Genomic DNA, 26,074 nt, shown 5'->3' with positions numbered 1-26,074 from the left:
GGTTGCCCAATGGAACTCACGATTCTTTGAGATTCCTGACGTAGTCGATTTTCAGGACTACGTGAATTCTGCCGCCCGATTTGCTGAAGACTTGTCGCTAGAGGCGTCACAAAATCGGCCCCCTCGCGAGTTGACTTTTTTCCCTTATCCAAACTATCGCGCGAATGAGCCCAAGAAGGTGCGGACGATGGCTGTAGCCAGCGCCGCTGATCTTACTCTGCTGAGGTCATCTGCCGGGCGCATAGCTGAAGTTACCGATAAATTGATTTCTGGTCGTGTTTTTTCTTATCGCATCGTTCCGCGTTCCGATCCTGATGCTGCATGGACCTTCCGCCCGCGCGGTTGGATGTCGTTTGTCGGCGAAGGTGTGACTCTTCTCGAACAAGCTGATTCCCAGTTCATGTGTCGAACCGATGTCACGAAATTCTATGAATCGATTCGCATCGAGACCCTCGAACAAATGCTGTATGCGCGCAACTGCGACCGCGTTTCCGTCAAACGAATTGTTAGCGCACTCCGCTTCTGGCGGGAACTGCATGGAAGAGATGGTCTCCCGATTGGTCCTGAAGGCTGTGCAGTGCTTGGAAATTTTTTTTTAGAACCCGTAGATCGTTCAATTATTTCGACCGGAATAGCGCACAGGCGATATGGTGACGATTTCTTGATCTTCACACCAAACAGGCGCTTCAGCGAGGCGCTCGTTGATTTGTTTGATGATGAGTTAAGCGGACTGAACTTGAGTCGGTCAGAAGAAAAGACCATCTATTTCGATGATCCCGAGGACGCCACGGCGAATCTCAAGGATGGAGAAATCGACTATCTGGACGGAGGATTCGCATACTCGCCCGGTTTGAAGAGGAGCGCTGTTAGGCGAGCATTCGATCGTCTCGTTTCGGATTCGGACGCGATCAAGCAGTCGCGGTTTCGATGGATTTTGAGATTTCTGATGAACAAGGGTGACGAGTATGGTTGCAGCCGACTCTCTGAGCGCCAAGACCTGATGAACATAGATCCGAAGCTTACCAGCGAATATCTCAAAACTGCGGGATCTGATGAGCGTGTCGTGGAAAATTGTATGCGGCGACTATCGCAAACCCCTGAGAGCCATCTTGAAGCTCTAGCTCTGCACGAACTCCGGACGATGTCCAAGGTGCGGACAGGAACAGCGGAAGCAAACGAGTTCAAGCGGATCGCTTCTGACAGGACTAGACCTTGGCCTACACGCTGTTCTGCTTGGAAGGCACTGGCTCGCAGCGACGAAACTAAGCCCCGTTATCTGATGGAAGCTGCGCGCGAGGAAAAAGAGCCCAATGTCCGAAGGGCTATCGTCGCCTCTTTGAAACGTTTCAGCGGCGACGGGCGAGTTAAGACCTTCCTGCAGCTCGCAGCCAAAGAATTCCCCGAAAGCCGATACGCAGTTGACTGGCTCAAGGCTGCCGCGTGATTCGCGAGGTACAGTCTCTACGAAAGCTATTCCCTGACACTCGAATGGTTCAGATTCGGAACGCCGGATAAACCCGGACCCTCTTTCTCGGATACTCAGAGGCGCGGCCTAAACCCCGCGCCTTTCTAATTGACTTGGTGACGAAAAGGTGACGACTGGGATTCCGAGATTCGGCCTAACCGCGAAGTTCCCCTTTTTATCATTGAGTAAATTTGGAGGCGGCGATCGGATTCGAACCGATGCATGGAGGTTTTGCAGACCTCTCCCTTAACCACTTGGGTACGCCGCCCTCGATGGCGATGGCTTGATGCGGGCAGTACCCAATCAAGTATCACGCGCTCGATCGGCCAATCAATTCAGCGCGCGCCTCGACGCATCTCAGCGCGGAGTCTTCGATTCACCCCCGCGAGCTACAGCAGATTCAACTGGCGCGCCGCGAGTGAATGGTCCTTGGGCGTCTCGAGCAGGTCCGGCGAATCGTTGGCGACGTCGTTCACTCTCGGCGATACCGGCGTCGGCACCAGCAGTTCGTCTGGCGCAGGCGCGAGTAACTTCTTGAGCGCGAGCGGCTTCGGCGCGCGCGGATCCATCCAGTCGTCGGCGTGCCGGTCGTCGAGTATCACCGGCATCCGATCGTGATACCGCGCCGCGATCGAATTTGCTGCGGTGGTGAGAATCGTAAACGTCCTCTGCCAATTGCCCGGACTCATTTGCCACGATTCGTACAGTCCCGCCATCAGGATCAGGCCGCCATCTTCGCGATGAAACCAGATCGGCTGGCGCTCATTCTTCGGCCCCGTCCATTCGAAAAATCCGTCCGCCGGCACCACGCATCGCCGCTTGATGAACGCCTCGCGAAACGCGCGCACCCGCTCGACCGTTTCCGAACGCGCGTTGATACATCGCGCGGCGCCGCTCGCGTCTTTGGCCCAACTGTTCACGAAACCCCAGCGCGCCGGAATCGCTTCGCGGTTCTCGAATTTGATTCTTACGATGAAGTGATCTTGCGTCGGCGCGACGTTGTAATGCGGCTTGTAATCGGCGAACGAATCCGTCGCCACACCCAGTTCCGCCGCCAGCGAATTACCGTCGCGCCGCGTGATTGTGAATCTGCCGCACATCTAATGCCCTCGCTGGATCATTATAGTAGATGTGCATCCACGCGTAATGCCGCTTCCCGCGAGCATCCGTGGCGGCTTCGATGCCGCGAGTTTGGGAGATCACGATGGCAGATGAAATCGTATTGTACGAAGCGCGACACCCGGCCGCGATAATCACCCTCAACAATCCGCAGCATCGCAACGCGCTCAGCGCCCCGATGATCGACGGCCTGATGGCGGCGATCAAGCGCGCCGAAGACGATCCTCTGGTGCGAGCCCTGATCTTCACCGGCGCGGACCCGGCATTTTCCGCCGGGATGGACCTGCAGGAACTGCGCTCGACGCTCGACAATTTGCGCGTCGATGAAACCGGCGCGGTGTGGGACGGCGCGCTCCGCGGTGAGGAGTTGATCGAGCGCGTCTATCGGCTCTCGAAACCGACTATCGCCGCGGTTAACGGAATCGCCGTCGGCAACGGCGCAGGATTTTTGAGCGCCTGCGATCTCGCCGTCGCATCGCTCGACGCCAAAATTGGCTACACCGAGATGAAGCACGGCATCCAGGCCGGGATGGTCATCCTCCACTTGATGCGCCTGGTCGGCGAGCGCGTCGCGCGCTACCTGCTGCTGACGGGCGAACTGATCGGCGCCGAAAAAGCGCAGGCGCTCGGCATCATCAATGAAGCCGTGCCGCGCGATCAGCTGATTCCGACCGCGCTCAGATGGGCCGATGCGATCGCGACCAACGCGCCCAAGGCCGAGGCGATCACCAAGTCGCTGATGTGCCGATTCTCCGGACAGGCAATCGCGATGAGCATGACCGAGTACACCGCCGCGCCGCACATCACCGACGAATGCCGCGATGGCCTTGCCGCATTCTTCGACAAGAAGCCCGTGCCGTGGGCGGTCCGGAAGTAAAATTCTCAGGGAGCTTAAAAAAGCAGCTTCCGCGTGTGACGCGCGATCATGAGATTCTCGTTGGTCGCGATCACGCGCACCTCGCAGCGGCTCGCGTCAGTGCTGATCGTCTCGCGATGCGACTCGTTGCGAGCGCCGTCGATCGCGACACCGAGATGCTCGAGTCCTCGGCAAACTTCATCGCGCACGGATGACGCGTGCTCCCCGATCCCGCCGGTGAACACCAGCATGTCGAGTCCGCCAAGCACCGCCGCCAGCGCGCCGATCGATTTTCTGATCTGATAACAGAACATCGCGATCGCCTCCGCCGCCTGCGGATTCGATTCGCGCGCCTCGAGTAGTTGCTTCATGTCGGCGCTGATGCCCGATACTCCGCGCAGTCCGCTCTCGTGATTCACCAGCTCCGACAGGCGCGCGCCGTCGTAGCCCTTCTCCTCGATCAGGTACAGCATCACGCCCGGATCGAGATCGCCCGAGCGCGTGCCCATCATGAAGCCGCCCGCCGGCGTGAAACCCATCGTGGTTTCGAGCGGCCGCCCGTCGAGGAGCGCAGCCATGCTCGCCCCGTTGCCGAGATGCGCAATGACGAGTCGCCGCGGCGCGGACGCACCGAGTGTCTGCACGATGTACTCATACGAGATGCCGTGAAAGCCGTAGCGCCGAATGCCCTCGTCCCACAGCGCGCGCGGAAGCGGCAGGCGCTGCGCAAGTTCCGGCATCGCACGATGAAACGCGGTGTCGAAGCATGCGACCTGCGGAACGCCGGCGAGCCGCAACGCGCTCGCCTCGATCGCGTCGATCTCGCCCGGCATGTGCAGCGGCGCGAACGGAATCAGCCGCTTGAGTTCCGCGATCAGTTCATCGGTGACGATCTCGGGCGCGGCGTGATTCGGCCCGCCGTGAACGATTCGATGACCGACCGCATCCGGCCGCGGCAGCGCGAGTCGATCCAGTTCATCGATAACCGCATCGATTGTCTTCGCCTCGCCATGCGCGATCGATTTCTCGGCGCCCTGCTCGAACGAATACATCGCGAACTTGCACGTTGACGATCCGACGTTGAGGCAGAGTATGACGCGCCGCTCAGACATCGATGCCCTACTTCGGCGCGTCCGATTCGGCCTGCCTGAACACGCGCGCGATCATCTCCTGCGCCGCCGCTTGAATCCGCCGCAGATGCTCGATGCCGCGAAAACTCTCGGCGTAAATCTTGTACACCTCTTCGGTGCCCGACGGCCGCGCCGCGAACCATCCGTGCGCGCTGCTCACCTTGATTCCGCCGAATGGCGAGCCGCCCGCCGGCGCCTTCGTCATCACCGACGTGATCGCGTCGCCGGCCAGTTCGCTCGCGTCGAGTTGCTCCGGCGAGAGTTTGCCAAGGATGCTTTTCTGCGCCGCGGTCGCGGGCGCGTCGATTCGCTCATACACCGGTGCGCCGAACTCTTCCGTCAGGTCGGCGTACAACTCGCCCGGATCGCGGCCGCTGCGCGCCGTGATTTCGCCGGCCAGCAGCCCCATGATGAGGCCGTCCTTATCGGTCGTCCACACCGAGCCGTCGATTCGCAAAAACGACGCGCCCGCGCTTTCCTCGCCGCCAAACCCGATACTGCCATCGGCCAATCCATCGACGAACCATTTGAAGCCGACCGGAGTCTCGATAAGCTTGCGCCCAGCGCCCGCCGCGACGCGATCGATCATGCTGCTGCTGACCATCGTCTTGCCGACCGCCGCGTCTTTGCGCCATCGCGTGCGGCTCCCGAACAGGTACGAGATCGCGACCGACAGGTAGTGATTCGGATTCATCAGCCCCGCTGTGCGCGTCACGATACCGTGGCGGTCGGCGTCGGTGTCGTTGGCGAACGCGACGTCGAAACGCTCGCGCATCCCGAGCAGCCGCTGCATCGCGTACGGCGACGAGCAATCCATCCGAATCTTGCCGTCCCAATCGGCGGTCATGAAACCGAAAGTTGGATCGACGCGATCGCTGACGACGGTCGCATCGAGTTTGTAGCGCTCGATCACGGCCGGCCAGAAATTCACCGCGGCGCCGCCGAGCGGATCGATCCCAATCTTCACGCCCGCGCGAGCGATCGCCTCCATGTCCACGACGTTCGCGAGATCGGCGACATAAGCACCGATAAAATCATGCTTGTGCACGGTCGCGGCCTTGATCGCGCGCTCATATGGGATGCGATTGACGCCCGCAAGATTCGCGGCGAGAAAATCATTCGCGATCTGCTCGATCCAGCGCGTGACGTCGGTGTCGGCCGGGCCGCCGTTCGGCGGATTGTACTTGAAGCCGCCATCGGGCGGCGGATTGTGCGACGGCGTGATCACGATTCCATCGGCGAGGCCGGTCTTGCGGCCGCGATTGTAGGTCAGGATCGCGTGCGAGATTGCCGGCGTCGGCGTGTAGCCGCCGTCGCGATCGATCATCGTTTCGACGTTGTTGGCGGCAAACACTTCGAGCGCGCTGGCAAAGGCCGGAACCGAGAGCGCGTGAGTGTCGATACCGACGAAGACGGGACCGTCGATGCGATTCTGCTTGCGATAGAGGCAGATCGCCTGCGTGATCGCGAGGATGTGCGCCTCGTTAAACGCGTTGTCGAAGGCGGACCCGCGATGACCCGACGTGCCGAAGGTCACGCGCTGCGACTGGATTCGCGTGTCGGGCTTGCCGGTGAAGTAGGCGGTGATGAGCCGCGGGATATCGACCAGCCGCGACGGCTCGATAGGTTTTCCGGCCAGGGGACTAACTTTCATGCTGTTTCCAGGTTTCGCTCACCCGCTGAACGTTTCACGATCGCAAGGAACGTTTCCCGTGAAACATCTTCGCCGTGCGTTCGCATTGCGATTAAGTCTATTGGTTATATTCTGTTCACTATGAGTTATCGATTCTGACTCCGATGCTCGCGCCTCCAAGCCTGCCTCGACGCGCCCTGAAATTTTCGCATTGACGATGGGCTAAGAATAGGCGTGAGGATCGGCGAAGTCGCGACGCCGATTCTCTGAAGAATCAGGTGTGCGCGCGGTGGATGAGACGGGTGAAAAAATGTTTCACGTGAAACATCTTTCTCAACTGTTTTCCTAGCAGCGCGGAGCGCGCATCCGATCGCCCCAGGAAGCCCGAAACCCGTGAGGGGTTTCGGCCTCCTCCGCGCCGCCTCACATCGCCGCTTTACCCGCCATTTCGCCGACCGATACTATTCCTTGAGGTGCGCGTCGTGTCCTGATCCAGATCGACGCGATGCGTCGCCGCTGATTCGTTGAGCATCGATTCCAAACTTTCGACCATCGCCGGCGTTCCGCCGCCCGCACCCGATCAAATCAGTTTTCCCGAGCCGCGACGCCTCCGCTCCCGCGACGTTTTTCGCCTCGTCGTGCGCGTCTGGCCCTTCATCCGTCCGTATCGACGCCATCTCATCTACCTCTTCCTCCTCACCCTGCCCGGCCTGCTAGGCAGCCTCTTCGCGCTCAACATCTCGCGTATCTTCTTCGACGTGGTCGGCCACGGCGATCCCCTGACGCCCGGCCAGGCCTGGTTTCTGCACCTGCCTATCCACGCCGATCGCCGCGACGTACTGATTCATGCGTGCGTCGCCACCGCGCTGGTCTCCGTGTTGATTCTGCCGTTCTTCGGCGCGATCACCGGCTACGCGATCTGGATTTTGCAGCGCATCAGCAACCTGTTCCGGGTCAATCTCTACACCCGGCTGCAGGAATTGAGCGTGCAATTCCATTCGCAGGAAAAAATCGGCGACGCGATCTTCCGGATGTTCCAGGACTCAGCCGCGATTCCGCAGGTCATCAACGGGCTCATCGTTCGGCCGGTGATTTTCGTCCCCGCCGCGATCGGCACGATCGTCTGGCTCTTCCTGTACGACCACATGATGGCGCTGATTGCGATTGGGCTGCTGCCCGCAAACTTCATCCTGGCGTGGCTGTTCAGCGGCCCACTCAGGCGCGCATTTGTCGAGGAACGCGAGACCGCCGCGCTTGCGACCACGCGGATCGAGGAAACGCTCGCCTCGATCAAAACCGTAAAGGCGTTCGGCGCCGAGGCGAGCGAGGCCGAAATCTACGCGCGCGACAACTGGACGTCCTTCGTCGCCGCGCGCCGCGCCCGGATGCTGCTCGCAGCGTATCGCGTCGCGACCAACACGGTGCGCGGCCTCGCGTATGTCGCCGCGCTCTACTTAGGTGCGCTCGAAGTGATCGCCGGCGGCACTGCGGGACTCGCGCACGTCGCCGTTTCGCTCGGTTTGTTTCAAGGCTCGATCTCGCTGTTCGAGCGCGTGAGCAATCACACTCGCCGCGTTACCAATCTCTGGGGCAGCCTGCAGGACGTGGTCGTCGCGATCGCTCGCGTGCTCGAAATGCTGGCGCGGATTCCCGAACAATCGGTCAGCATCGGCCGCAAAATTCCGCCAAAACATTTTTCGCGATTGTCATTCGACGGCGTGACCTTCGGCTACGATTTACGTACGCCGGTTCTGAGCGAGGTCAGCTTCGATGCGCGCGCCGGCCAGGTCACCGCGATTGCCGGTGCGAGTGGTTCCGGCAAAAGCACGATCATTTCGCTGATCGTGCGCTTCTTCGAGCCGTCCGCTGGCTCGATCGCGCTCGACGGCTCGCCGATTTGCGATTTCGATCTGCCCGCGTGGCGCTCGATGCTATCGGTCGCGCTGCAGGAAAATCCGCTCTTCACCGCGACGCTCCGCGATAACGTCGCATACGGCCGTCCCGACGCTTCCATCGCCGACGTGATGCTCGCAATCGAGCGCGCCGGCCTCGGAAATTTTCTCCGCTCGCTGCCGTCCGGCCTCGAAACGATGCTCGGCGAGAAGGGCGCCAAGCTTTCCGCCGGACAGGCGCAGCGGATCGGACTTGCGCGCGCGATGCTCCGTGACGTGCCGATCCTGCTGCTCGACGAACCCACTTCGGCGCTCGATGTATCCACCGAAAACGCCGTGATGCGCGGCGTGCGCGACTGGGTCGCCGACGATCCGAAGCGCAGGCTCGTCGTCGTCGCGACTCATCGCCGTACCACCGCCGCTTTCGCCGATCGCATCTACCGGATCGCCGCGGGGCATCTCGAGGCCGCCGGTCAATCCGCATTCGACACCGCGCCCGCGGCCGAGGCCGGCAATGCCTGAATCAATTCATCCTTCGACGATTCCGCCTGACGGCGCCGCGGCGATCGCGTCGAACGGCGCTCCCGCGATCGCTCCGGCTGCGCTGCCCGATTCGCGCGAGAACCTGCTCTATGTCGATGAACGCGCGCCGCTCACCGCCCGCGAGGCGATGCGATTGCTGCTCAAGAGCTGGCCGTTCGTCGCGCGTCATCGGCGCCTCGTCGCGATCAAATGCGCGCTGACCTTTTTCTCGCTGACGTTTTTTCTGATGACGCCGTGGCCGCTCAAAATCGTGATCGACAACGTGATCGACGGTCATCCCTTGACCGGGATCCCCGCCGCGATTCTGACTCCGATCGTCGGCAACGATCGCGCGCTGATGCTCGCCGCGGTCGCGCTCTTCCTGCTCGCGGCATTGGTGCTGATCGGGATGGTCGGCGACAACTCGGGCGGCCTCAACACCGACGTGAACAGCGGCGGCCTCGACCAGGCCAGCATGACCGCGAACGACGCCAACACCGGCGACAGCTTGTGGAACGGGCTGTTCGGCTATCTCGAGGCGCGCGTCACGATCGATCTCACGCAGCGGATGAATCAATCGCTGCGCACCGCGATCTACGAACGCTTCATCCGCTCGCCGCTCGCGCTCTACGCCGATCAGAAAATCGGCGACGCGGTTTTCCGCGTGATGTACGACACCGCCGCGATCGGCCCGGCCTTCTACGCCGGCGTGCTCTCGCCGCTCGCATCGATCCTGATGTTCGCGATGGCGCTCCTCGTGCTCTCCGCGCAATTCAGCAATCAGCCGGTGATCGTCGTGATCGCGATTCTCTTTCTGCCCGTAGTCGCGCTCGGCGCCGGCGTGTGGGGCCGAATCCTCCGCAGCCAGAGCCAGGCGATGCGCGAAAGCGGCAGCAACGTGATGGCCGCGTTCGAGGAGCGCATCGCGCAGGTCCAGTTGATCAAGGTCTTCGGACAGGAGGCGCGCGAAACCGCCGCCGTCGATCGCGCGAGCTGGGCGTCCTATCGCTCGACCTTCAGGATGATCGCGATCCTCTTCGCGCTCTTCATCGCGCTGATGCCGCTCGTCGGCGGTCTCCTCGCCTACGTCATCTACTACTTCTTCATGCAGGTGATCGCGGGCCGCATGACCCTCGGCGACGTCGTGCTGCTGCTGAGTTACGGCATGATGCTGATCAATCCGATGGCGGTACTCGGCAGCACGTGGGCGATACTGCAGTTGCAGGTCGCCGGCTTGCGCCGCGTCCACACCGTGCTCGATCGCCTCGGCGAGCCTGCTGCGATTGGCGACGCGGGCGAACTCGAGCGGCGAATCGATTTGCTCGAATTCCGCGGCGTCGCGATCGGCTACGGCGCTACTACTGTCCTGACGGACGTATCGATGTCGCTGCGCGCCGGCCAGATGGCTGCCCTCGCCGGTCCCAGCGGATGCGGCAAGACGACGCTTATCTACTCGATTCCGCGCTTCCTCGAACCGCAAGGCGGCGCGATCCTGTTCGACGGCCGCGATTCCCGCGCAATCGCGCCCGACGTACTGCGCCGCCGCGTTGCCTTCGTTTTTCAAAGCGAGGCGCTGTTTTCGCGATCGATCGCCGACAATATCCGCTACGGCAATCCCGAAGCGTCGGACGCCGAGATTCGCGAGGCTGCCGCGATGGCTGGATGCGCCGAATTTATCGAGCAGTTGCCCGAGCGCTATGCGACGATTCTCGGCCGCCGCGGGGCGCGTCTTTCCGTCGGCCAGAAACAGCGAATCGCCATCGCGCGCGCGCTGCTGATGCGTCCTGAAATCATGGTGCTCGACGAGCCGACCGCGCCCCTCGATTCCAGTTCCGAATCGAATCTGATCGAGACGCTGCGAGCGTTATCGCGCGATAGAATCGTGCTCATCGTTGCGCATCGGCCCGGCACTCTCGCCATGTGCGACCGGGTATTTTTCGTCCATGACGGCACCGTCGCCGCGTCGGGAACTCATCTCGAACTGGAACGCGCGAACGCAGCCTACCGCGCATATATCGCGCGCACCGCCTCCGAAATCCACCTTTGACCGAGCGCAAACAATCACGATCGTGCGAATTCCGAAAATGCGCGCGACCGGTGTCGTCATCCTGATCGAGGCTACCCGCCTCCGTCATCCTGAGAGCCTGTGAATTTTAGTCGCGCGCGATCCGACGACTTTCGTCATCCCTAGCAGGATGTTGACTCGGCGTTCTTCGAGCACGTCTTCCTCTCGCAGCAGATGGGTATCGAACTGGTCGAGAGCCAGGACCTCGTCTGCGTCGATCACAAGCTCTACATGAAGACGGTGCACGGACTTCGGCAAATCGACGTGCTGTATCGGCGGATCGACGACGACTTCGTCGATCCGCTCGTATTCCGCTCCGACTCGATGCTCGGCGGCGCGGGATTGACCTCCGTGCTGCGCGCCGGCAACGCGGCGCTCGCCAACGGTATCGGCGCCGGCGTCGCCGACGACAAAGCCGTGTACGCGTACACACCCGCGATGATTCGCTACTACCTCGCCGAGGAGCCGATTCTGCCGATCGTCGAGACTCATCTGCTGCGCAATCGCGAAGTCCGGGAGCACGTGCTCGCGAACCTCGAAAAGTTCGTCGTCAAGCCGACCGGCGCGTCGGGCGGCTACGGCGTCGTGATCGGATCGCTCGCCAGCGAAAAGGAACTCATCGAATCGCGCGAGCGAATCATCGCGGACCCCGCGGCCTTCATCGCGCAACCGGTTATCCAGCTCTCGACTCATCCGACGATCATCCGCAACGGCTCCCCGAGCACGATGGGCGTCGCGCCGCGGCATATCGATTTCCGCCCGTTCGTGCTCTTCGGCGCCACGCCGCGCGATGCGCAGCCGTGGGCGCCGCTGCTCGCGATCTTCGGCGAGACCGAATCTTTCAAGACCCGCTACGCCGACGCTGACGAATCATCCGTCCTCAATTTTTTCACGCTCGACCCCGACAACCCCAGCTCGATTCGCAATTGTATCCGCAACGCGCGCGCCAATTCGCTCTCGCTGCGCCACTACATTTCGTCCGAGCTATGGCTCGATCTGAACACGCTCTATCTCGCCGCCGAGGAATGGACGCCCGAGCTTTTCACCTCGCCCGGCGTGTTCGCGTTCTTCGCCGTGCTGAAGGATTGCTTTTACCGAATCGCCGGCATCCGCCAGAGCACGACTCCGCGCGATCTCGCCTACGATTTCATGCAGCTCGGCATCATGCTCGAGCGCGCGGAATGCGTCGCGCGGATGCTCGACGTCAAGTACCACTTCCTGCTGCCGCGGCTCGAGGACGCGTCGGCGGACCGGTCGATCTGCTGCAATGGGCGGCCGTGCTGCGCAGCGCCTCGGCGCTCGAGGCGTATCGCAAGCGCTACGGCAACTCGATTCGAATCTCGAACGTGATCGATGTCCTGCTGCTCGATCCGGCCTTTCCGCGCTCGGCGCGCTATTCGCTCGATCGGCTCCGAGTGTCGATGGAGCGCATCGCGAACCAGGGGCCCGAGCCGTCGCCGGCTTGCAGCGCGCTCAGCGAACTGGCCGCGTTCCTCAGCAGCAAAAAACCGGCCGAACTGATCAAATCCGGCTTGCATCAATCGCTGCTGCATATCCAGGACGGATGCGCCGCGATCGGCGATGAAGTCTTCCGCCACTATTTGAAGTCGGACTGATGTTCTTCCGGATTCGCCATACCACCAGCTTCGATTACGACGGCCCCGTCTATCAGTCCCACAACGAAGTCCGCGTCCGGCCGCGCGACAGCGCGACCCAGCGATGCGTCCAGTTCGAGCTGCAAATCGAGCCTCATCCATCGACGATCGAATACGCGGATTACTACGGCAATACAGTGCATGCGTTCGCGATTTACCCGCCGCACAATTCGCTCTCGGTCACGGCCACCTCGATCGTCGAGCAAATGCCCGAAGTTCCGGCGGCGATGCAACGCGTCACGATCGAGGAATTCCTGATGCGGGATGCTATTCGCAGCCAGGCCGAGTACGACTTCCTGAACGCGAGCCGCCACGTTCCATTCAGCCCGGCGATGAAGAAATTTTTCTGGCTCTCGCGTCCCGACCCGGCCGAAGACGTGACCGCCTACGCGACCCGAATCAACGAATCGATTCGCCAGCAATTCGAGTACGAACCGGGACGCACGCGTGTGCATTCGACGGCTGACGAGATCCTCACCGTGGGCGGCGGCGTATGCCAGGACTTCGCGCATCTGGCGATCGGGGTCCTGCGCCTCGCCGGTATCCCCGCGCGCTACTGTCGGGTTATCTCGCGCCGCCGGCCGACGCTCGCGTCGAAACGATCGGCGCGCAGGCCAGCCACGCCTGGCTCGAGGCGCAATTGCCGGGACTCGGCTGGACGGGGTTCGATCCGACCCACGGATGCCGCGCCGACGATCGCCATATCCGCCTCGCCTATGGCCGCGATTATTCCGACGTGCCGCCACTGCGCGGCGTCTATCGCAGCATGTCGCAAAAACAAATCATGACCGTCGAATTGAGCGTCGAGCCGGCCCGCGATCTGGAACGCGGACCGGCGCCCGCGGGCTTCCAGTCGCAGCAATAACGCGAACCGGAGCGAGCGCGCCAAAAAGACGGGCCGAGCGTCGCAAGACGCCCGGCCCTTCACGACCTTGCTTATCGATTCCTACGCCGCGCGCTTGGTCTCGAGCGCGAGGCTCTCTTCCGCGATCGATCCGCGCTTCGAGAAAATCACCGCAACCGAGAGTGCTATGATCGATACCACCACGATCAATACTCGGAGCGCCGTAACCCCGCCAAGTTCGACCGTCGTGAACGGCGCCGCCAGGATCGCGACCAGGTTCATCACCTTGATCATCGGATTGAGCGCCGGTCCCGCCGTGTCCTTGAACGGATCGCCCACCGTATCGCCGACCACCGACGCCTTGTGCACATCGGTGCCCTTGCCGCCAAGAAAGCCGTCTTCGACTTTCTTCTTCGCGTTGTCCCAGTTGGCGCCCGCATTCGACATGAACACCGCCATCAACTGCCCCGTCAGGATCGTGCCGCCCAGGAATCCGCCGAGCGCGCCCGCGCCGAGTCCAAAGCCGACCAGCAGCGGCGAGAAGATCGCGAGAATTCCCGGCCCAAGCAGCTCCTTCTGCGACGCCGCCGTGACGATATCGACGCACGCGCCGTAGTCCGGCAGCTCCTTGCCTTCCATGATCCCCGGATGCATCCGCAGTTGGCGCCGCACCTCGAACACGATCTGATAAGCCGCGCGGCTCACCGCCTTAATCGCGAATGAACTGAAGAGAAACGGCACCGCGCCGCCGATCATCAGTCCGACGAACACCGTCGGCATGTTGATCTGCACGCCAATCGCGCCGAGATGCGCCTCGTCGATAAACGACCGGAAGAGCGACACCGCCGCCAGCACCGCGGTCGCGATCGCGAGGCCCTTGGTCAGCGCCTTAGTCGTGTTGCCGATCGCGTCCATCCACGAAAGCGTCTTCGACGCCTCTTCCTGATGGATTCCGCCCATCTCGAAAATACCGTGCGCGTTGTCGGTGATCGGTCCGTAGGTATCCATCGCGAGGATGAATCCCGTCGTCGTCAGCAATCCCAGTCCGGTCAGCGCGATTCCGTAGAACTGCAGTGCGAGCGATTCGTGGAAGATCGCCATCGCGCCGATAATCGCCGCCGCGATCACCAGCAGCGCCCACACCGACGATTCGAGCCCTTCCGCCATGCCCGACAAAATCAACGTCGCCGCACCGGTGCGCGCCGCCATCGCGGTTTCCGTCACCGGGCCTTTGTCCGGATGCGTAAAATAATTGGTCAGCCAGAGCGTCACGACCGCGAGTAGAATTCCGAGCGAGGCGCAGCACGCAAAGCGCCAATCGGTCGCACCCGTCCGCGGATCCTGCAGATAGAAATAGTTAACGATGAAAAATCCGATCACCGACGCGATTGCCGACGTCATGTAGCCGATATTGATCGGACGCATCGGATCGAGCATCTTGCCCGGCGGCACTCGCACCGCCATGATTCCCAGGATCGACGAGAACACGCCGACAGCGCGCAGGATCAGCGCGAACATGATCAGCTTGACCGCGAACGCGCCCGCATACGCGCCGTATGCCTGGATAAAATCCTGCTCCTGCAGCGCGTACGCCGCGAGGATAATCGCCGCCACCAGCGTCACTTCGTAGGATTCGAACACGTCCGCCGCCATCCCGGCGCAATCGCCGACGTTGTCGCCCACGTTGTCCGCGATCGTCGCCGGATTGCGCGGATCGTCCTCCGGCAAATCCTGCTCGATCTTGCCGACCAGGTCGCCGCCGACGTCCGCCGCCTTGGTGTAGATTCCGCCGCCGACCCGCATGAACAGCGCCGCCAGCGAGCCGCCGAAGCCAAACCCCACCAGCACCTTCATCGCGTTCTCGCGGAACACCAGGAAGATGATCGTCGCGCCCAAGAGCCCCAGTCCGACCGTGAACATGCCCGAGACGCCGCCCGCCTTGAACGCCAGCTCCATCGCATCCTTGAAGCTCGTCAGCGCCGCGTTGGCACTGCGGACGTTGGCCTTGACCGCGAGCCACATCCCGACGTAACCCGCCCCGTATGACGCCGCGACCCCCATCAGAAACGCGATCGAGATTCCGAGCGGCAGCGTGAGCCCCTGATAGACGTGGCGATACATGAAAAAAAGCGCGATGAAAATCGCGCCGACGAACCAGATCATGGTCTTGACCTGGCGCCCCAGGTACGCCATCGCGCCGAGCTCGATCGCGTCCGATACGTCGGTCATCGATTTGGGACCCGGGTCGGCCGCCAGCACTACCCGGATCAACACTACGCCGTAGGCCAGCGCCACCAGCGCCGAGACCAGTACCAGCCACAGAATCATCACCTGTCCGCTGGTTAAAGTTGGCAGAACTATATTGGCTTCGCTCATCGCTGATTCGAATCTCCTGACAGTTCGAGGTTTATGGTGGGTTGCGCCCGCAGCTCTATGAATTCACGCAATCCGTAACCGGGCACCGCACCCTAACGGTATCTGGCGCAGTCTAGGTTTTCCCCGCCGCGATGTCCAGATATTGCGCACCGTCGCACCGGTCGCATCGGTGACTAAATCAGCAATTCAGTCACCCCGCCCGCGCAACGTCAGCCGGCATCCCAGAAAATAAGAGAGGGAGAGGATAAGAGGCCTGAAACCTCCCGCAGGTTTCAGACTTCCCGTTGTGAACGCGAAGCCGACTTCGGGCCGGAGGGCCGAATCGCATTAAAAATTGAGATGCGGCCTTACGGCCTGTTCGCAAAAAGCCCGAAAAAGAGTCCTGCGAGTGAGCCCAGCGACGAGGGAACCTCGCGACGAGGGAACCTTATGAGCGGAGGCTCTGCCTTATACCTCTCCCGTTATTTTTACGGGAGAGGAGGCCCGCCGCTCCTGCGGCGGGTAGGTGAGGATGCTGGATCGCCTGCTGGTTCGATGCGTCCGACATTTCGTGATCCGTCACTTTCCCTTCCGGAAGATGCTACCTCCGCGAAGCATTAGGACGGCGCCTTCTTTCAGGATAGCCGAAAAAAATAGCCGACGATGAAGATCAGGGCGGTGCGTTGGCGGGCGCTCCAGCACCCTCACCTACCTCGTCCCCGGCGGGACTCGGCCTCCTCTCTCCTCTGAAACAACGGGCGAGGTATTAAGAGCGCCGCGTCCGCTCTTTACTAACAGCGCGTAGCGCGCATCTTAATCGCCACGGGAAGTCTGAAACCTGCGGGAGGTTTCAGATCTCTTATTCCTCTTCCTTGATTGCGCCTGGCTCAGTGCGCGCTCCCGCCCGATGCCCAATGGTCTTTCAGAATCCGCTGCAGTTCGGGGATCGATACCGGCTTCGTCAGATGCACGTCGAATCCCGCCTCCATCGATCGCTTCCGATCGGAATCGAAGCCATGCCCCGTCAGCGCGATCAGCAGCATCGGATTGCACTCGCTCTCGGCCCGGATTCCGCGCGCAACCTCGTAACCGTCGAGACCCGGCATCCTGATATCGACGATCGCGGCGGCGGGCCGCGAACTCAAAACGGTCTGCAGCGCCGAGCATCCGTCATGGGCGGTCAGAACCCGGTAACCCAACATCTCGAGCAGGTCCTTCATCGTCGCTCGCACATCGGGTTCGTCGTCCGCGATCAGGACGGTCATGGCGTATGAATCCGCCTCCCGCCGACCCGATTCAGATTCTGCCTGCAGCGGCAGCTTGAGCGTGAACTTGCTGCCGAGTCCCTTGCCGTCGCTATGCGCCGCGATCGTCCCGCCGTGTTGCTCGGCGAGGCGCTTCACCACCGCGAGGCCGAGACCCAGACCGCCTTGCGAACGCGCGGCCACGTCCTTTTCCTGCGTGAATGGATCGAACAGCCGTGGCATCATCGCCGGATCGATCCCGATTCCGTTGTCAGATACCGAGAGCGTTCCGAACTGCCCCTCGACGCCGATCGCGATTTCGATCTTGCCGCCGCTCGGAGTGTACTTGAGCGAGTTCTCGAGCAGGTTCTTGATCATCTGCTCGAGCCGCACCGGGTCCGCATCGACGATCACGGGTGCGGCGCCGGCGACAATCTTAAGCTCGTGCTGATAGGCCTGAATCTCGGGGGTCAGGGTCTGAATTGAATTCTGCGCATATTCGAGAATGTCCGTTGGACGGCGCTCGAGATTGATTTTGCCCGCGGTAAATCGCGAGAGATCGAGCAGATCGTTTACCAGCTTGGTCAGGTGCCTGGCCTGGCGTTCGATTATTTCCAGATGCCGGCGCGCCTTCTGATCCGGCAGCAACACGCGCCCGAGCACGTACAGCGCCGTGGAAATCGCGCTCAACGGATTGCGGAGCTCATGGCTCAGCAGCGCCAAAAATTCATCTCGCGCCGACACCGCGAGTTGCGATTGCGCCAGCGCTTCCTGCTCCCGTGCGAGATGCAGTCGTTCTTCTTCGGCGCGCTTGCGTTCCGTAACGTCCCTCGTCACCTTGGCGAAACCCTGCAACTCCCCGGATTTCTCGCGCAGCGCGGTGATTACCACATTCGCGATAAACCGCGATCCATCCTTGCGGATTCGCCATCCCTCGTCTTCGATTCGGCCCTCCGCCACGGCCCGCTCGAGTTCCCGGCGCGGCTTAAGGTCGCGCTCTTCGGCTGGATAGAAGCACGAAAAATGCTGGCCGATTATTTCGTTGGCGGTGTATCCCTTCATTCGCTCCGCGCCCGAATTCCAACTCGCGACGTGGCCCTCGGGGTCGAGGATGAAAATCGCATAGTCCGTCACCTCCTCGACCATCTTGCGGAAAAGTTCGCTCTGGCGGCGTTGCTCGACGCTGGCAGCGGCGCGGATAGCGATAGCGGCCTGATCCGCCATCGCTGCCAGTACGAATGACGCCTCCTCCGGCAATTCGCGGCCATTCTGCCAGACGGCCACCAGAACGCCGATTTCGTTTCCGAGCACGCCGACTTTGGCTTCCAAATAGTTCCGGCCGCTGCGGCCCGGCACGCTCAGGGCGCCTCGCGCGCCGAAACCTTTCCGGGTCTGTTGGGCCTCAAATTCCGCGACCGGGAAACTCCCACACACCGCCGAGATTCGTGGCTTGGAACCTTGATTGGTCAAAACCAGGGCGGCGCCATCCGCGCCGATCACAGAACAGGTTTTTTCGACCAGCAACCACTGGATCTGTTCTGCGTCGCCCGTCTCATTGATCGCGTGATTGATCGCGACCAATTCAGTTAGAAATCGACCAGGATCTGAGAACTTCTCTATTTGCATGGTCCTCGCGGCGCCTCCACTAGCCAACGATCACCCTGACATAGATTTTCAAGCCGCCCTAATGATCCAACATGCGCCAAATCATCACCCACCGCAGCAAGAGCCCGACGGAGAGAAAGAAATGCAGCGGCGGGCGACCCGACACCCTAACCTACCTCTTTATCCTGGAGCGATTCGGCCCTGCGGCCCGAAGTCGGCTTCGCGTGCGTTGCGCGACTTCGGCCTCGCTTCGACTTCGCTCAGGGCAGGCTCTCTCCCGTAGAGTAACGGGAGAGGTATCGGACGCCAGCCTCCGCTCAGGGTTTGTGATGATTTTAATGTCGATCGAAGATTTCAACCCGTTCGCAACTCTTCTTTCTCTTCCTTTTATTAACAGGCCGAAGGCCGCATCCTTGGTCGGCGACGACGATGATGCAAAATGCCAATCGTGATCGCGGCTCTCCTTCCCACTCGTTACTAACAGGCCGTAGGCCGCATCTTAATTCTAATGCGATTCGGCCCTGCGGCCCGAAGTCGGCTTCGCGTGCGTTGCGCGACTTCGGCTCCCTCTCCCGTAAAATAACGGGCGCGGTATTCAGAGCGATGCTTCCGCTCCCTTACTAGCAGCGCGTAGCGCGCATCTTAATCGCCATGGGAAGCCCGAAACCTGCGTGAGGTTTCGGATCTCTTCTCTTGTCCTGTGTTTGGTTGTTTCCCGCCCACGTCCGCGCGCTTCGGTTGTTCCCGCCACCGCCGTATGTTTATCTGTAAAGGTTAAAGCCCTATGAATGTAAATATCGAGACTGCTGACAACCTGCGGCGCAAACTCACGATCGAAGTCGAGCCCGACGAGATCAAACGCGAGCTCGATCGCGCCTTCAACGAGCTCAAACGCGGCGTCGTGCTGAAGGGCTTCCGCCCCGGCCGCGCCCCGCGCAAACTCCTCGAACGCTTCTTCGGCGATCAGGTCCGCGGCGAGGTAATCCAAAAACTCGTCAAGGAATACACCGACAAGGCGCTCGCGGAGAACGATCTCAAGCCGGTCGTGCCGCCCGAGATCGTCACCGAAGAGACCGACCTCGAGAAGTCGCTCAAGTTCAGTGCCACCTTCGATCTTCGCCCGCAAATCGAGGTCAAGGATTACGAGGGCCTCAAAGTTCCCGACGCCAAGGTCGAAGTCACCGATGAGCAGGTGGACGAAGCGATCGAGCGCTTCCGCGAGCGCCAGGCGACGCTCAAAAAAGTCGAGGATCGCACCATCGTCGAGGAAGGCGACTACGCGCTCGCGACGGTCGAGGCGTTCGAGAACGACCAGCCGCTCTCCAGCGTCAAGTCCGAAGATCGGCTGATCGAAGTATCCAGGCGGAGCCTCGCCCACGGCGTTGACGAGGCGTTGATCGGCGCCGAGATCGGGGTGGAAACGAAGACCACTCGCACGTACGAAGCGGATTACACGCAAAAAGAACTCGCCGGCAAGACCGTCGAATGGCGCGCGCTCGCCAAGGAAATCTATCGCCGCGAGCTGCCCGCTATCGACGAAGACTTCGCCAAGGATCAGGGCGAGGAAAGCCTCGAGGCGTTTCGCGCCAAGGTCCGCGAGCAACTGCTCGCGCACGCCAAACAGGAGGCGGACCTCCGCGTGCGCCAGGGCCTGCTCGATCTCGTGATCGAGCGCAATCCGATCGAGTTGCCGGAGTCGCTCGTCGCGCGCGAAGTCAATGCGATGGAAGCCGAACTCCACTCCACGCTCGAATCCGGCGGGCTTTCGCACGAAGACGCAACCGAACGGGTGAAGCAGAGCGCCGACGATCTCAAATCGCGCGCCGAGAAGCGCGCCCGCACCACGCTGATCGTGGACGCGCTCGCGGAGCAGGAAAAAATCGAGATCGACGATGACGCGCTCGCGAGCAAGGTCGCCGAGATCGTCAACGCGAGCGGACGCAATCGCGACAAGGCTGCCGAGTTTTATCGCAACGAAGAGAATCTCGAGGGACTGCGCCAGACGATGCGCCGTGAGAAGGCGCTCGACCTGATTCTCGAACGCGCCAAGCGCGAAGAGGTGTCGCCCGCTGCGTCAGAAGCCCCTGCAAGCGGCGCTGCCGCACCCGAAAAAGATCGCGAGGAGCCGGCATAGTCGGTCTGCAAACATTGATCAACCCGATCCAAGGTTGCTCGACCATTTCCCAGCAGTTACAATCTTAAGGCGTCGGCGGCCATCTCGCGAATTCAGCTGGCAGGCTGCGATGCGCAACAGCTTTATGAGCAACTTGGTTCCGATAGTCGTCGAACAAACTGGCCGCGGGGAGCGGGCCTACGACATCTTCTCGCGCCTGCTCAAGGACCGGATCGTTTTCCTCGGCACCGAAGTAAACGATGACGTCGCCAATCTGATCACCGCGCAGTTTCTGTTCCTCGAGTCAGAAGACCCCGAAAAGGAAATCAATTTCTACATCAATTCACCCGGTGGTTCCGTCACCGCCGGGATGGCGATCTACGACACGATGGAGTTCATCCGGCCGCCGGTCTCGACGCTATGCCTCGGCCAGGCGGCGAGCGCCGCGGCGGTGCTGCTGTGCGCCGGCGCCAAAGGCCGCCGCTATGCGCTCCCCAACTCGCGCATCATGCTCCATCAGCCGCTCGGCGGGATGCGCGGGCAGGCTTCCGATCTCGAGATTCATGCGCGCGAAATTATCCGCGCGCGGGAGGACATCAATAACATTATAATGAAGCATTCCGGCCAGAGTCTTCGTAAGATCGAAAAGGATACCGATCGAGACCTGTTCATGTCTCCGGAGCAAGCGGTTGAATACGGATTGATCGATGAGGTAATCGTTAACCGGAGGCCCTCCAAGTGATCCGCGGGAGGCAGTATGGCCAAGCATGACGATCGTTCGGGCAATCTGGTTTGCTCCTTTTGCGGTAAGAGCCAGGATGAAGTTCGCAAACTGATTGCTGGTCCCACGGTTTACATTTGCGACGAATGCATCGATCTCTGTAACGACATTATCGCCGAGGAAACCGACAGCGAAGAGGCCTTCAGCCAAAGTTCCGCAGTCCCCAAACCCGCCGAAATCAAGCGCGTGCTCGACCAGTACGTAATCGGCCAGGAACGCGCCAAGAAGATTCTCTCGGTCGCCGTTCACAATCACTACAAACGTATCGACTCGCAGATGGTCACCGGCGACGTCGAACTGCAGAAGTCCAACATCCTGCTGATCGGACCGACCGGCGTCGGCAAGACGCTGCTCGCGCAGACGCTTGCCCGCTTCCTCCAAGTCCCCTTCACGATCGCCGACGCGACCTCGCTCACCGAGGCCGGCTACGTCGGCGAAGACGTCGAGAACATCATCCTGTCGCTGCTGCAAAACGCCGATTACGATATCGAGCGATGCCAGCGCGGTATCGTGTACATCGACGAAATCGACAAGATCGCGCGCAAGGGCGACAACCCGTCGATCACCCGCGACGTGTCGGGCGAAGGCGTCCAGCAGGCGCTTCTCAAAATCATCGAAGGTACGATGGCGTCGGTGCCCCCCAAGGGCGGCCGCAAGCATCCCCAGCAGGAATTCCTGCAGGTCGATACCACTAACATCCTGTTCGTCTGCGGCGGCGCCTTCGTCGGCCTCGACGACATCATCCGGCGCCGCATCTCGGGCAAGACGATGGGCTTTCGCGCCGACTTGACTCATCGCGATCCCAAGACCATCTCCGAACTTCTCTACGAAGTTCAGCCCGAGGATTTACTCAAATTTGGCTTGATCCCGGAGTTCGTCGGACGCCTGCCGGTCATCGCGACTCTCGGCGAATTGGACGAAGAAGCGCTGGTTCGGATTCTCACCGAACCCAAGAACGCGCTGGTGCGCCAGTACCAGAAGCTGTTCGACATGGAAAACGTCCACCTGAAGTTCACCCAGGGCGCGCTCAAAGCAATCTCGCGCGAGGCGCTCAAGCGCAAGTCCGGCGCCCGCGGCCTTCGCGCCATCATGGAAACGATCATGGTGGATCTGATGTACGAAATTCCGTCGCAGCCCAATATCAAGGAGGTGCTTATCTCGGAAGAAGTGGTTACTCAGAAGGAGCAACCGCTGCTGGTCTATCAAAAGACCGCCGAAACCGCCTAGCCCGGGAGACTCGAGATCGAAAAAGATGCTGTTCCGTAATGACAAGAAAGATAATCGCGACGCAGCGGCCCTCGTTCCCCTTCTACCTCTGCGCGAGCTAATCGTTTTCCCCCACGAAGTTTATCCGATTTTTGTCGGACGCCAAAAATCCATCAAGGCGCTCGAAGCCGCCGAATCGAAGAAGACCCCGATCCTGCTGGTCGCCCAGAAGGATGCCAAAGTCGCGGAACCCGCCGCCGGCGATCTCTACGCGGTCGGCACCTTGGGCGTCGTCGTGCAACTGCTCCGCCTCCCCGACGGCACCGTCAAGGCGCTGCTCGAAGGCAAGAAGCGCGCGCGCATCATCCGCTACGTCACCGACGAAGAATACTTCCAGGTCGAGGCGGAAGAGATCGAAGAAGTAAGCGATCGCTCGACCGAAGTTGAAGCGCTGATGCGCTCGGTCGTCTCGGCCTTCGACAACTACGCGCGCCTCAACAAAAAAATCCCGCCCGAGATGGTCACCTCGATCTCCGCCTTCGACGATCCCGCGTTCCTCGCCGACAAAATCGTCGGCCATCTCGGCATCAAGCTCGAAGACAAGCAGGCGCTGCTCGAATCAACCATTCCCGCCGATCGGCTCGAAAAGATCCTCGGCTACATGCGCTCCGAGCTCGAAATCCTCGAGGTCGAAAAACGCATCCGCTCCCGCGTAAAAAAGCAGATGGAGAAAACCTCGAAGGAGTACTACCTCAACGAGCAGATGCGCGCGATCCAGAAGGAGCTCGGCGAGAAGGACGAATTCAAAAACGAGATTCAGGAATTGGAAGAAAAGCTCCGGCAAAAAAAGATGCCCGCCGAAGCACGCGAAAAGTGCGAACGCGAGATCAAGAAACTCAAGATGATGTCGCCGATGTCCGCCGAGGCGACCGTCGTCCGCAACTACCTCGATTGGTTCCTCGCGCTGCCGTGGTTCGAGTACACCGAAGATAAACTCGATATCAAGGAAGCCGAGCGCGTCCTCGAAGAGGATCACTACGGCCTCGACAAGGTTAAACAACGCATCCTCGAGTACCTCGCCGTCGAGACTCTGGTCGGCCAGATGAAGGGTCCGATCCTGTGTCTCGTCGGCCCTCCGGGCGTCGGCAAAACTTCGCTCGGCAAATCTGTCGCCCGCGCGACCGGCCGCAAGTTCGTCCGCGTATCGCTCGGCGGCGTGCGCGACGAAGCTGAAGTCCGCGGCCATCGCCGCACCTACATCGGCGCACTCCCCGGCAAAGTCATTCAGTCGATTCGCAAGGCCGGCTCGTCGAACCCCGTGCTGCTCTTCGACGAAGTGGACAAGATGTCCACCGACTTCCGCGGCGACCCCTCCTCGGCGCTGCTCGAAGTGCTCGATCCCGAGCAAAACAACACCTTCAACGACCACTACCTCGATTGCGATTACGACCTGTCCAAGGTGATGTTCATCACGACCGCCAATACCCTCGATCGCATCCCGCGGCCTCTCCAGGACCGCATGGAAGTGATTCGAATTCCCGGCTACACCGAGACCGAGAAACTCAACATCGCGAAAAAGTACCTGCTCAAAAAACAGCAGGAGGCCAACGGCCTGCGCCCTGAGAATATCGAGGTCTCCGACGGCGCGATCCTCGGCATCATCCGCCACTACACGCGCGAAGCCGGCGTCAGAAATGTCGAGCGCGAGCTGGCCTCCGTCTGCCGCAAAATTGCGGTCGAAGTCGTCAAGACCGATCGCAACGCGCACGTCAAAATCTCGAGCTCAAGCCTCGCCAAGTATCTGGGCGTCCCGAAGTTCCGCTACGGAACCGCGGAAACTGTCCCGCAAATCGGCCTCGCCACCGGCCTCGCATGGACCGAACTCGGCGGCGAACTGCTCAACGTCGAGGTGACGATCGTCCCCGGCCGCGGCAAGCTCACCATCACCGGACAGCTCGGCGACGTGATGCAGGAATCCGCGCAAGCCGCGCTCTCCTACGTCCGCTCGCGCGCCGAAGTGTTCGGCCTTGAGCCGCAGTTCTATCATCGCATCGATATCCACATTCACGTGCCCGAAGGCGCCATCCCCAAAGACGGCCCCTCGGCCGGCATCACGCTCGCGACCGCGCTGGTCTCGGCGCTCACCCGCTCGGCAATTCGCAACGACCTCGCGATGACTGGTGAAATCACGCTGCGCGGACGCGTCTTGCCGATCGGCGGACTCAAGGAAAAAGTCCTCGCCGCGCATCGCGGCGGCATCAAGACCGTCCTGATCCCCAAGGATAACGCCAAGGACATCGAGGAGATCGCACCGCAGATTCTGAAAAACGTCACCCTCATCCAGGTCGATCATATGGATGAAGTGCTGAGACACGCGCTGGTCATCGCCGATCCGGCTACCTTCTTCCGAGCCGGCAAAGGCGAGAGCGACCTCGCCTTTCTGCGCGAGCCGGCGCCCAAGGGCCAGATTCCGCCGCCCGACGTGGACGACTCAGCGGTGCCCACGAATCTGTCCTAGGGGATCGGTAAGCGGGGATAGTCGCGAACCGTCGTAGCCGGTGAAGCGGCTCGGATGTGCGGTCGGGAGGCCGCCAGGATGCCATGACCAAGGCCGAATTAATCGAAGCGTTGTCGAACAAGCTGCCTCTGAACAAAGCCGACGCTGAGCGCGCGATCAACATCGTGCTCGACGACGTGATCTCGGCCTTGCGCCAGGGCGACCGGGTCAACATCTCCGGCTTCGGTACCTTCTCGGTTTCCGAACGCCAGGCGCGCACCGGACGCAACCCCAAGACCGGCGCATCGATCGAGATTTCCGCCAGCCGCTCGGCCAAGTTCAAACCGGGCAAGCAACTTAAGGACTCGCTGAACGAGACCGCTGGCGCCCCGTCATCTTCGTCGGAGCCCGCCACCAGCAGCTAGCCGTTGCGGCCGCGGACACTGGAACGGAACTGTCGCTGGCATTTACGATCACTAACATTCTGTAAAATCAACTTTTCTGGAAACGCCTCGCCGCTGCGGCGAGGCGTCTTTTCTTTCCGTCGTCCCCGCCTCCCTCCGCGAGCCGTTTCCTTGTTTGCCTCCCCTCGCGACGACTCCGTCTTCTCCCCTTCCCTAACCATCTGTACTCGAAACGCCTCGCCGCCTTCGACGACGCGTTTCCTTTTCGCCAATCCGCGCGATCTATGGCGGCGAGCCGTTCGCGCATCTGAGCGATGCGCTGCCGATTAGGCTCCTTCCATCATCTCTCGCGATAGCTGCCGTGTTATTGCCTCGCCCGCTTTGTTGCGGGAGAGGTCGCCGAGGCGCAGAGCGATGAGGCGGGTGAGGGTGCAGTCGTCGCATGTACTGAGCCGAACAGCAGCTCCCCGATTCTTCGATGCGATCGCGCAGGCCACTGACGACGACCTGCGCGAAACCATCAAAGCCATCTGTACTCGAAACGCCTCGCCGCCGCGGCGACGCGGTTCCTTGTCTGCACTCCGGCGCCCAAGCTACGATGCGTCGATACGGGCGGTTAGCTCAGTGGTAGAGCATCGGCCTTACAAGCCGAGGGTCGCAGGTTCGAAACCTGCACCGCCCACCAATT

The 26,074-nt window shown here is 61.2% G+C and carries 17 protein-coding genes, 2 tRNA genes and 1 pseudogene; 14 read left to right on the top strand and 6 right to left on the bottom strand.

Annotated features, from left to right (window positions below; genetic code table 11):
• Window positions 1-187 precede the first annotated feature (187 nt).
• A complete protein-coding gene (locus tag Q7S58_RS15915; protein WP_304827901.1) occupies window positions 188-1,444 on the top strand; it encodes an RNA-directed DNA polymerase in 1,257 nt (418 codons plus the stop codon).
• A gap of 213 nt (window positions 1,445-1,657) precedes the next feature.
• Here Q7S58_RS15915 and Q7S58_RS15910 read toward each other — a convergent pair.
• Together Q7S58_RS15910 and Q7S58_RS15905 are read right to left on the bottom strand one after the other, a co-directional pair.
• Window positions 1,658-1,733: transfer RNA gene (locus tag Q7S58_RS15910), tRNA-Cys, on the bottom strand.
• 121 nt (window positions 1,734-1,854) lie between these two features.
• On the bottom strand, window positions 1,855-2,565 hold the full coding sequence (locus Q7S58_RS15905; protein ID WP_304827898.1) for an SOS response-associated peptidase: 711 nt from the start codon (window positions 2,563-2,565) through the stop codon (window positions 1,855-1,857).
• Window positions 2,566-2,669: 104 nt separating this feature from the next.
• Here Q7S58_RS15905 and Q7S58_RS15900 point away from each other — a divergent pair, with 104 nt between their 5' ends.
• Window positions 2,670-3,461: an enoyl-CoA hydratase/isomerase family protein gene (locus tag Q7S58_RS15900; RefSeq protein ID WP_304827895.1), complete on the top strand. Its 792-nt coding sequence runs from the start codon at window positions 2,670-2,672 to the stop codon at window positions 3,459-3,461.
• A 14-nt stretch (window positions 3,462-3,475) separates the two neighbouring features.
• Here the strand turns inward: Q7S58_RS15900 and Q7S58_RS15895 are convergent, their stop codons facing one another.
• Together Q7S58_RS15895 and pgm are read right to left on the bottom strand one after the other, a co-directional pair.
• A complete protein-coding gene (locus Q7S58_RS15895) occupies window positions 3,476-4,552 on the bottom strand; it encodes an acetate/propionate family kinase (protein ID WP_304827892.1) in 1,077 nt (358 codons plus the stop codon).
• Window positions 4,553-4,559: 7 nt separating this feature from the next.
• Complete coding sequence (pgm, locus tag Q7S58_RS15890; protein ID WP_304827889.1) at window positions 4,560-6,224, bottom strand: phosphoglucomutase (alpha-D-glucose-1,6-bisphosphate-dependent); 1,665 nt, start codon at window positions 6,222-6,224, stop codon at window positions 4,560-4,562.
• A gap of 503 nt (window positions 6,225-6,727) precedes the next feature.
• On the opposite strand from pgm, the gene Q7S58_RS15885 reads away from it, so the two are divergent.
• From Q7S58_RS15885 to Q7S58_RS15860, 6 genes and pseudogenes are all read left to right on the top strand, one after another.
• On the top strand, window positions 6,728-8,617 hold the full coding sequence (locus Q7S58_RS15885) for an ABC transporter ATP-binding protein (RefSeq protein ID WP_304827886.1): 1,890 nt from the start codon (window positions 6,728-6,730) through the stop codon (window positions 8,615-8,617).
• A complete protein-coding gene (locus tag Q7S58_RS15880; RefSeq protein WP_304827883.1) occupies window positions 8,610-10,664 on the top strand; it encodes an ABC transporter ATP-binding protein in 2,055 nt (684 codons plus the stop codon). The genes Q7S58_RS15885 and Q7S58_RS15880 overlap by 8 nt, the downstream gene beginning before the upstream one ends.
• Window positions 10,665-10,829: 165 nt before the next feature.
• Window positions 10,830-11,444: pseudogene (locus Q7S58_RS15875) on the top strand (circularly permuted type 2 ATP-grasp protein); the annotation flags it as partial.
• A gap of 3 nt (window positions 11,445-11,447) precedes the next feature.
• Entirely contained in the window at window positions 11,448-12,032 is a 585-nt protein-coding gene (locus Q7S58_RS15870; RefSeq protein WP_304828115.1) for an alpha-E domain-containing protein, read from the top strand.
• Complete coding sequence (locus tag Q7S58_RS15865) at window positions 11,960-12,298, top strand: alpha-E domain-containing protein (RefSeq protein ID WP_304827880.1); 339 nt, start codon at window positions 11,960-11,962, stop codon at window positions 12,296-12,298. The genes Q7S58_RS15870 and Q7S58_RS15865 overlap by 73 nt, the downstream gene beginning before the upstream one ends.
• Entirely contained in the window at window positions 12,298-13,125 is an 828-nt protein-coding gene (locus tag Q7S58_RS15860; protein ID WP_304827877.1) for a transglutaminase N-terminal domain-containing protein, read from the top strand. Before Q7S58_RS15865 ends, Q7S58_RS15860 begins: the two co-directional genes overlap by 1 nt.
• A 158-nt stretch (window positions 13,126-13,283) precedes the next feature.
• Here Q7S58_RS15860 and Q7S58_RS15855 read toward each other — a convergent pair whose 3' ends face one another.
• A complete protein-coding gene (locus tag Q7S58_RS15855) occupies window positions 13,284-15,557 on the bottom strand; it encodes a sodium-translocating pyrophosphatase (RefSeq protein ID WP_304827873.1) in 2,274 nt (757 codons plus the stop codon).
• Window positions 15,558-16,423: 866 nt separating this feature from the next.
• Entirely contained in the window at window positions 16,424-18,406 is a 1,983-nt protein-coding gene (locus Q7S58_RS15850; protein ID WP_304827870.1) for an ATP-binding protein, read from the bottom strand.
• 763 nt (window positions 18,407-19,169) lie between these two features.
• Here Q7S58_RS15850 and tig point away from each other — a divergent pair.
• From tig to Q7S58_RS15820, 6 genes are all read left to right on the top strand, one after another.
• Complete coding sequence (tig, locus tag Q7S58_RS15845; RefSeq protein WP_304827867.1) at window positions 19,170-20,519, top strand: trigger factor; 1,350 nt, start codon at window positions 19,170-19,172, stop codon at window positions 20,517-20,519.
• Window positions 20,520-20,628: 109 nt separating this feature from the next.
• Window positions 20,629-21,240, top strand: a complete 612-nt coding sequence (gene clpP / locus Q7S58_RS15840) for an ATP-dependent Clp endopeptidase proteolytic subunit ClpP (RefSeq protein ID WP_304827864.1) — start codon at window positions 20,629-20,631, stop codon at window positions 21,238-21,240.
• Between the two features lie 15 nt (window positions 21,241-21,255).
• The gene (gene clpX, locus Q7S58_RS15835; RefSeq protein WP_304827861.1) at window positions 21,256-22,506 is read left to right on the top strand and encodes an ATP-dependent Clp protease ATP-binding subunit ClpX; all 1,251 of its coding nucleotides are present in this window, start codon (window positions 21,256-21,258) and stop codon (window positions 22,504-22,506) included.
• A 25-nt stretch (window positions 22,507-22,531) separates the two neighbouring features.
• Complete coding sequence (lon, locus tag Q7S58_RS15830; RefSeq protein WP_304827857.1) at window positions 22,532-25,003, top strand: endopeptidase La; 2,472 nt, start codon at window positions 22,532-22,534, stop codon at window positions 25,001-25,003.
• Between the two features lie 83 nt (window positions 25,004-25,086).
• Entirely contained in the window at window positions 25,087-25,407 is a 321-nt protein-coding gene (locus tag Q7S58_RS15825; RefSeq protein WP_304827854.1) for an HU family DNA-binding protein, read from the top strand.
• A gap of 589 nt (window positions 25,408-25,996) precedes the next feature.
• Window positions 25,997-26,071 (top strand) — tRNA-Val (locus Q7S58_RS15820).
• The last annotated feature ends 3 nt before the right edge of the window (window positions 26,072-26,074 follow it).

The organism is Candidatus Binatus sp. (assembly GCF_030646925.1).
In the GTDB taxonomy this organism is placed as follows: domain Bacteria; phylum Desulfobacterota; class Binatia; order Binatales; family Binataceae; genus Binatus.
The sequence above is the reverse complement of the archived record's forward strand: the minus strand, read 5'-3'. Positions and strand labels throughout refer to the sequence as shown.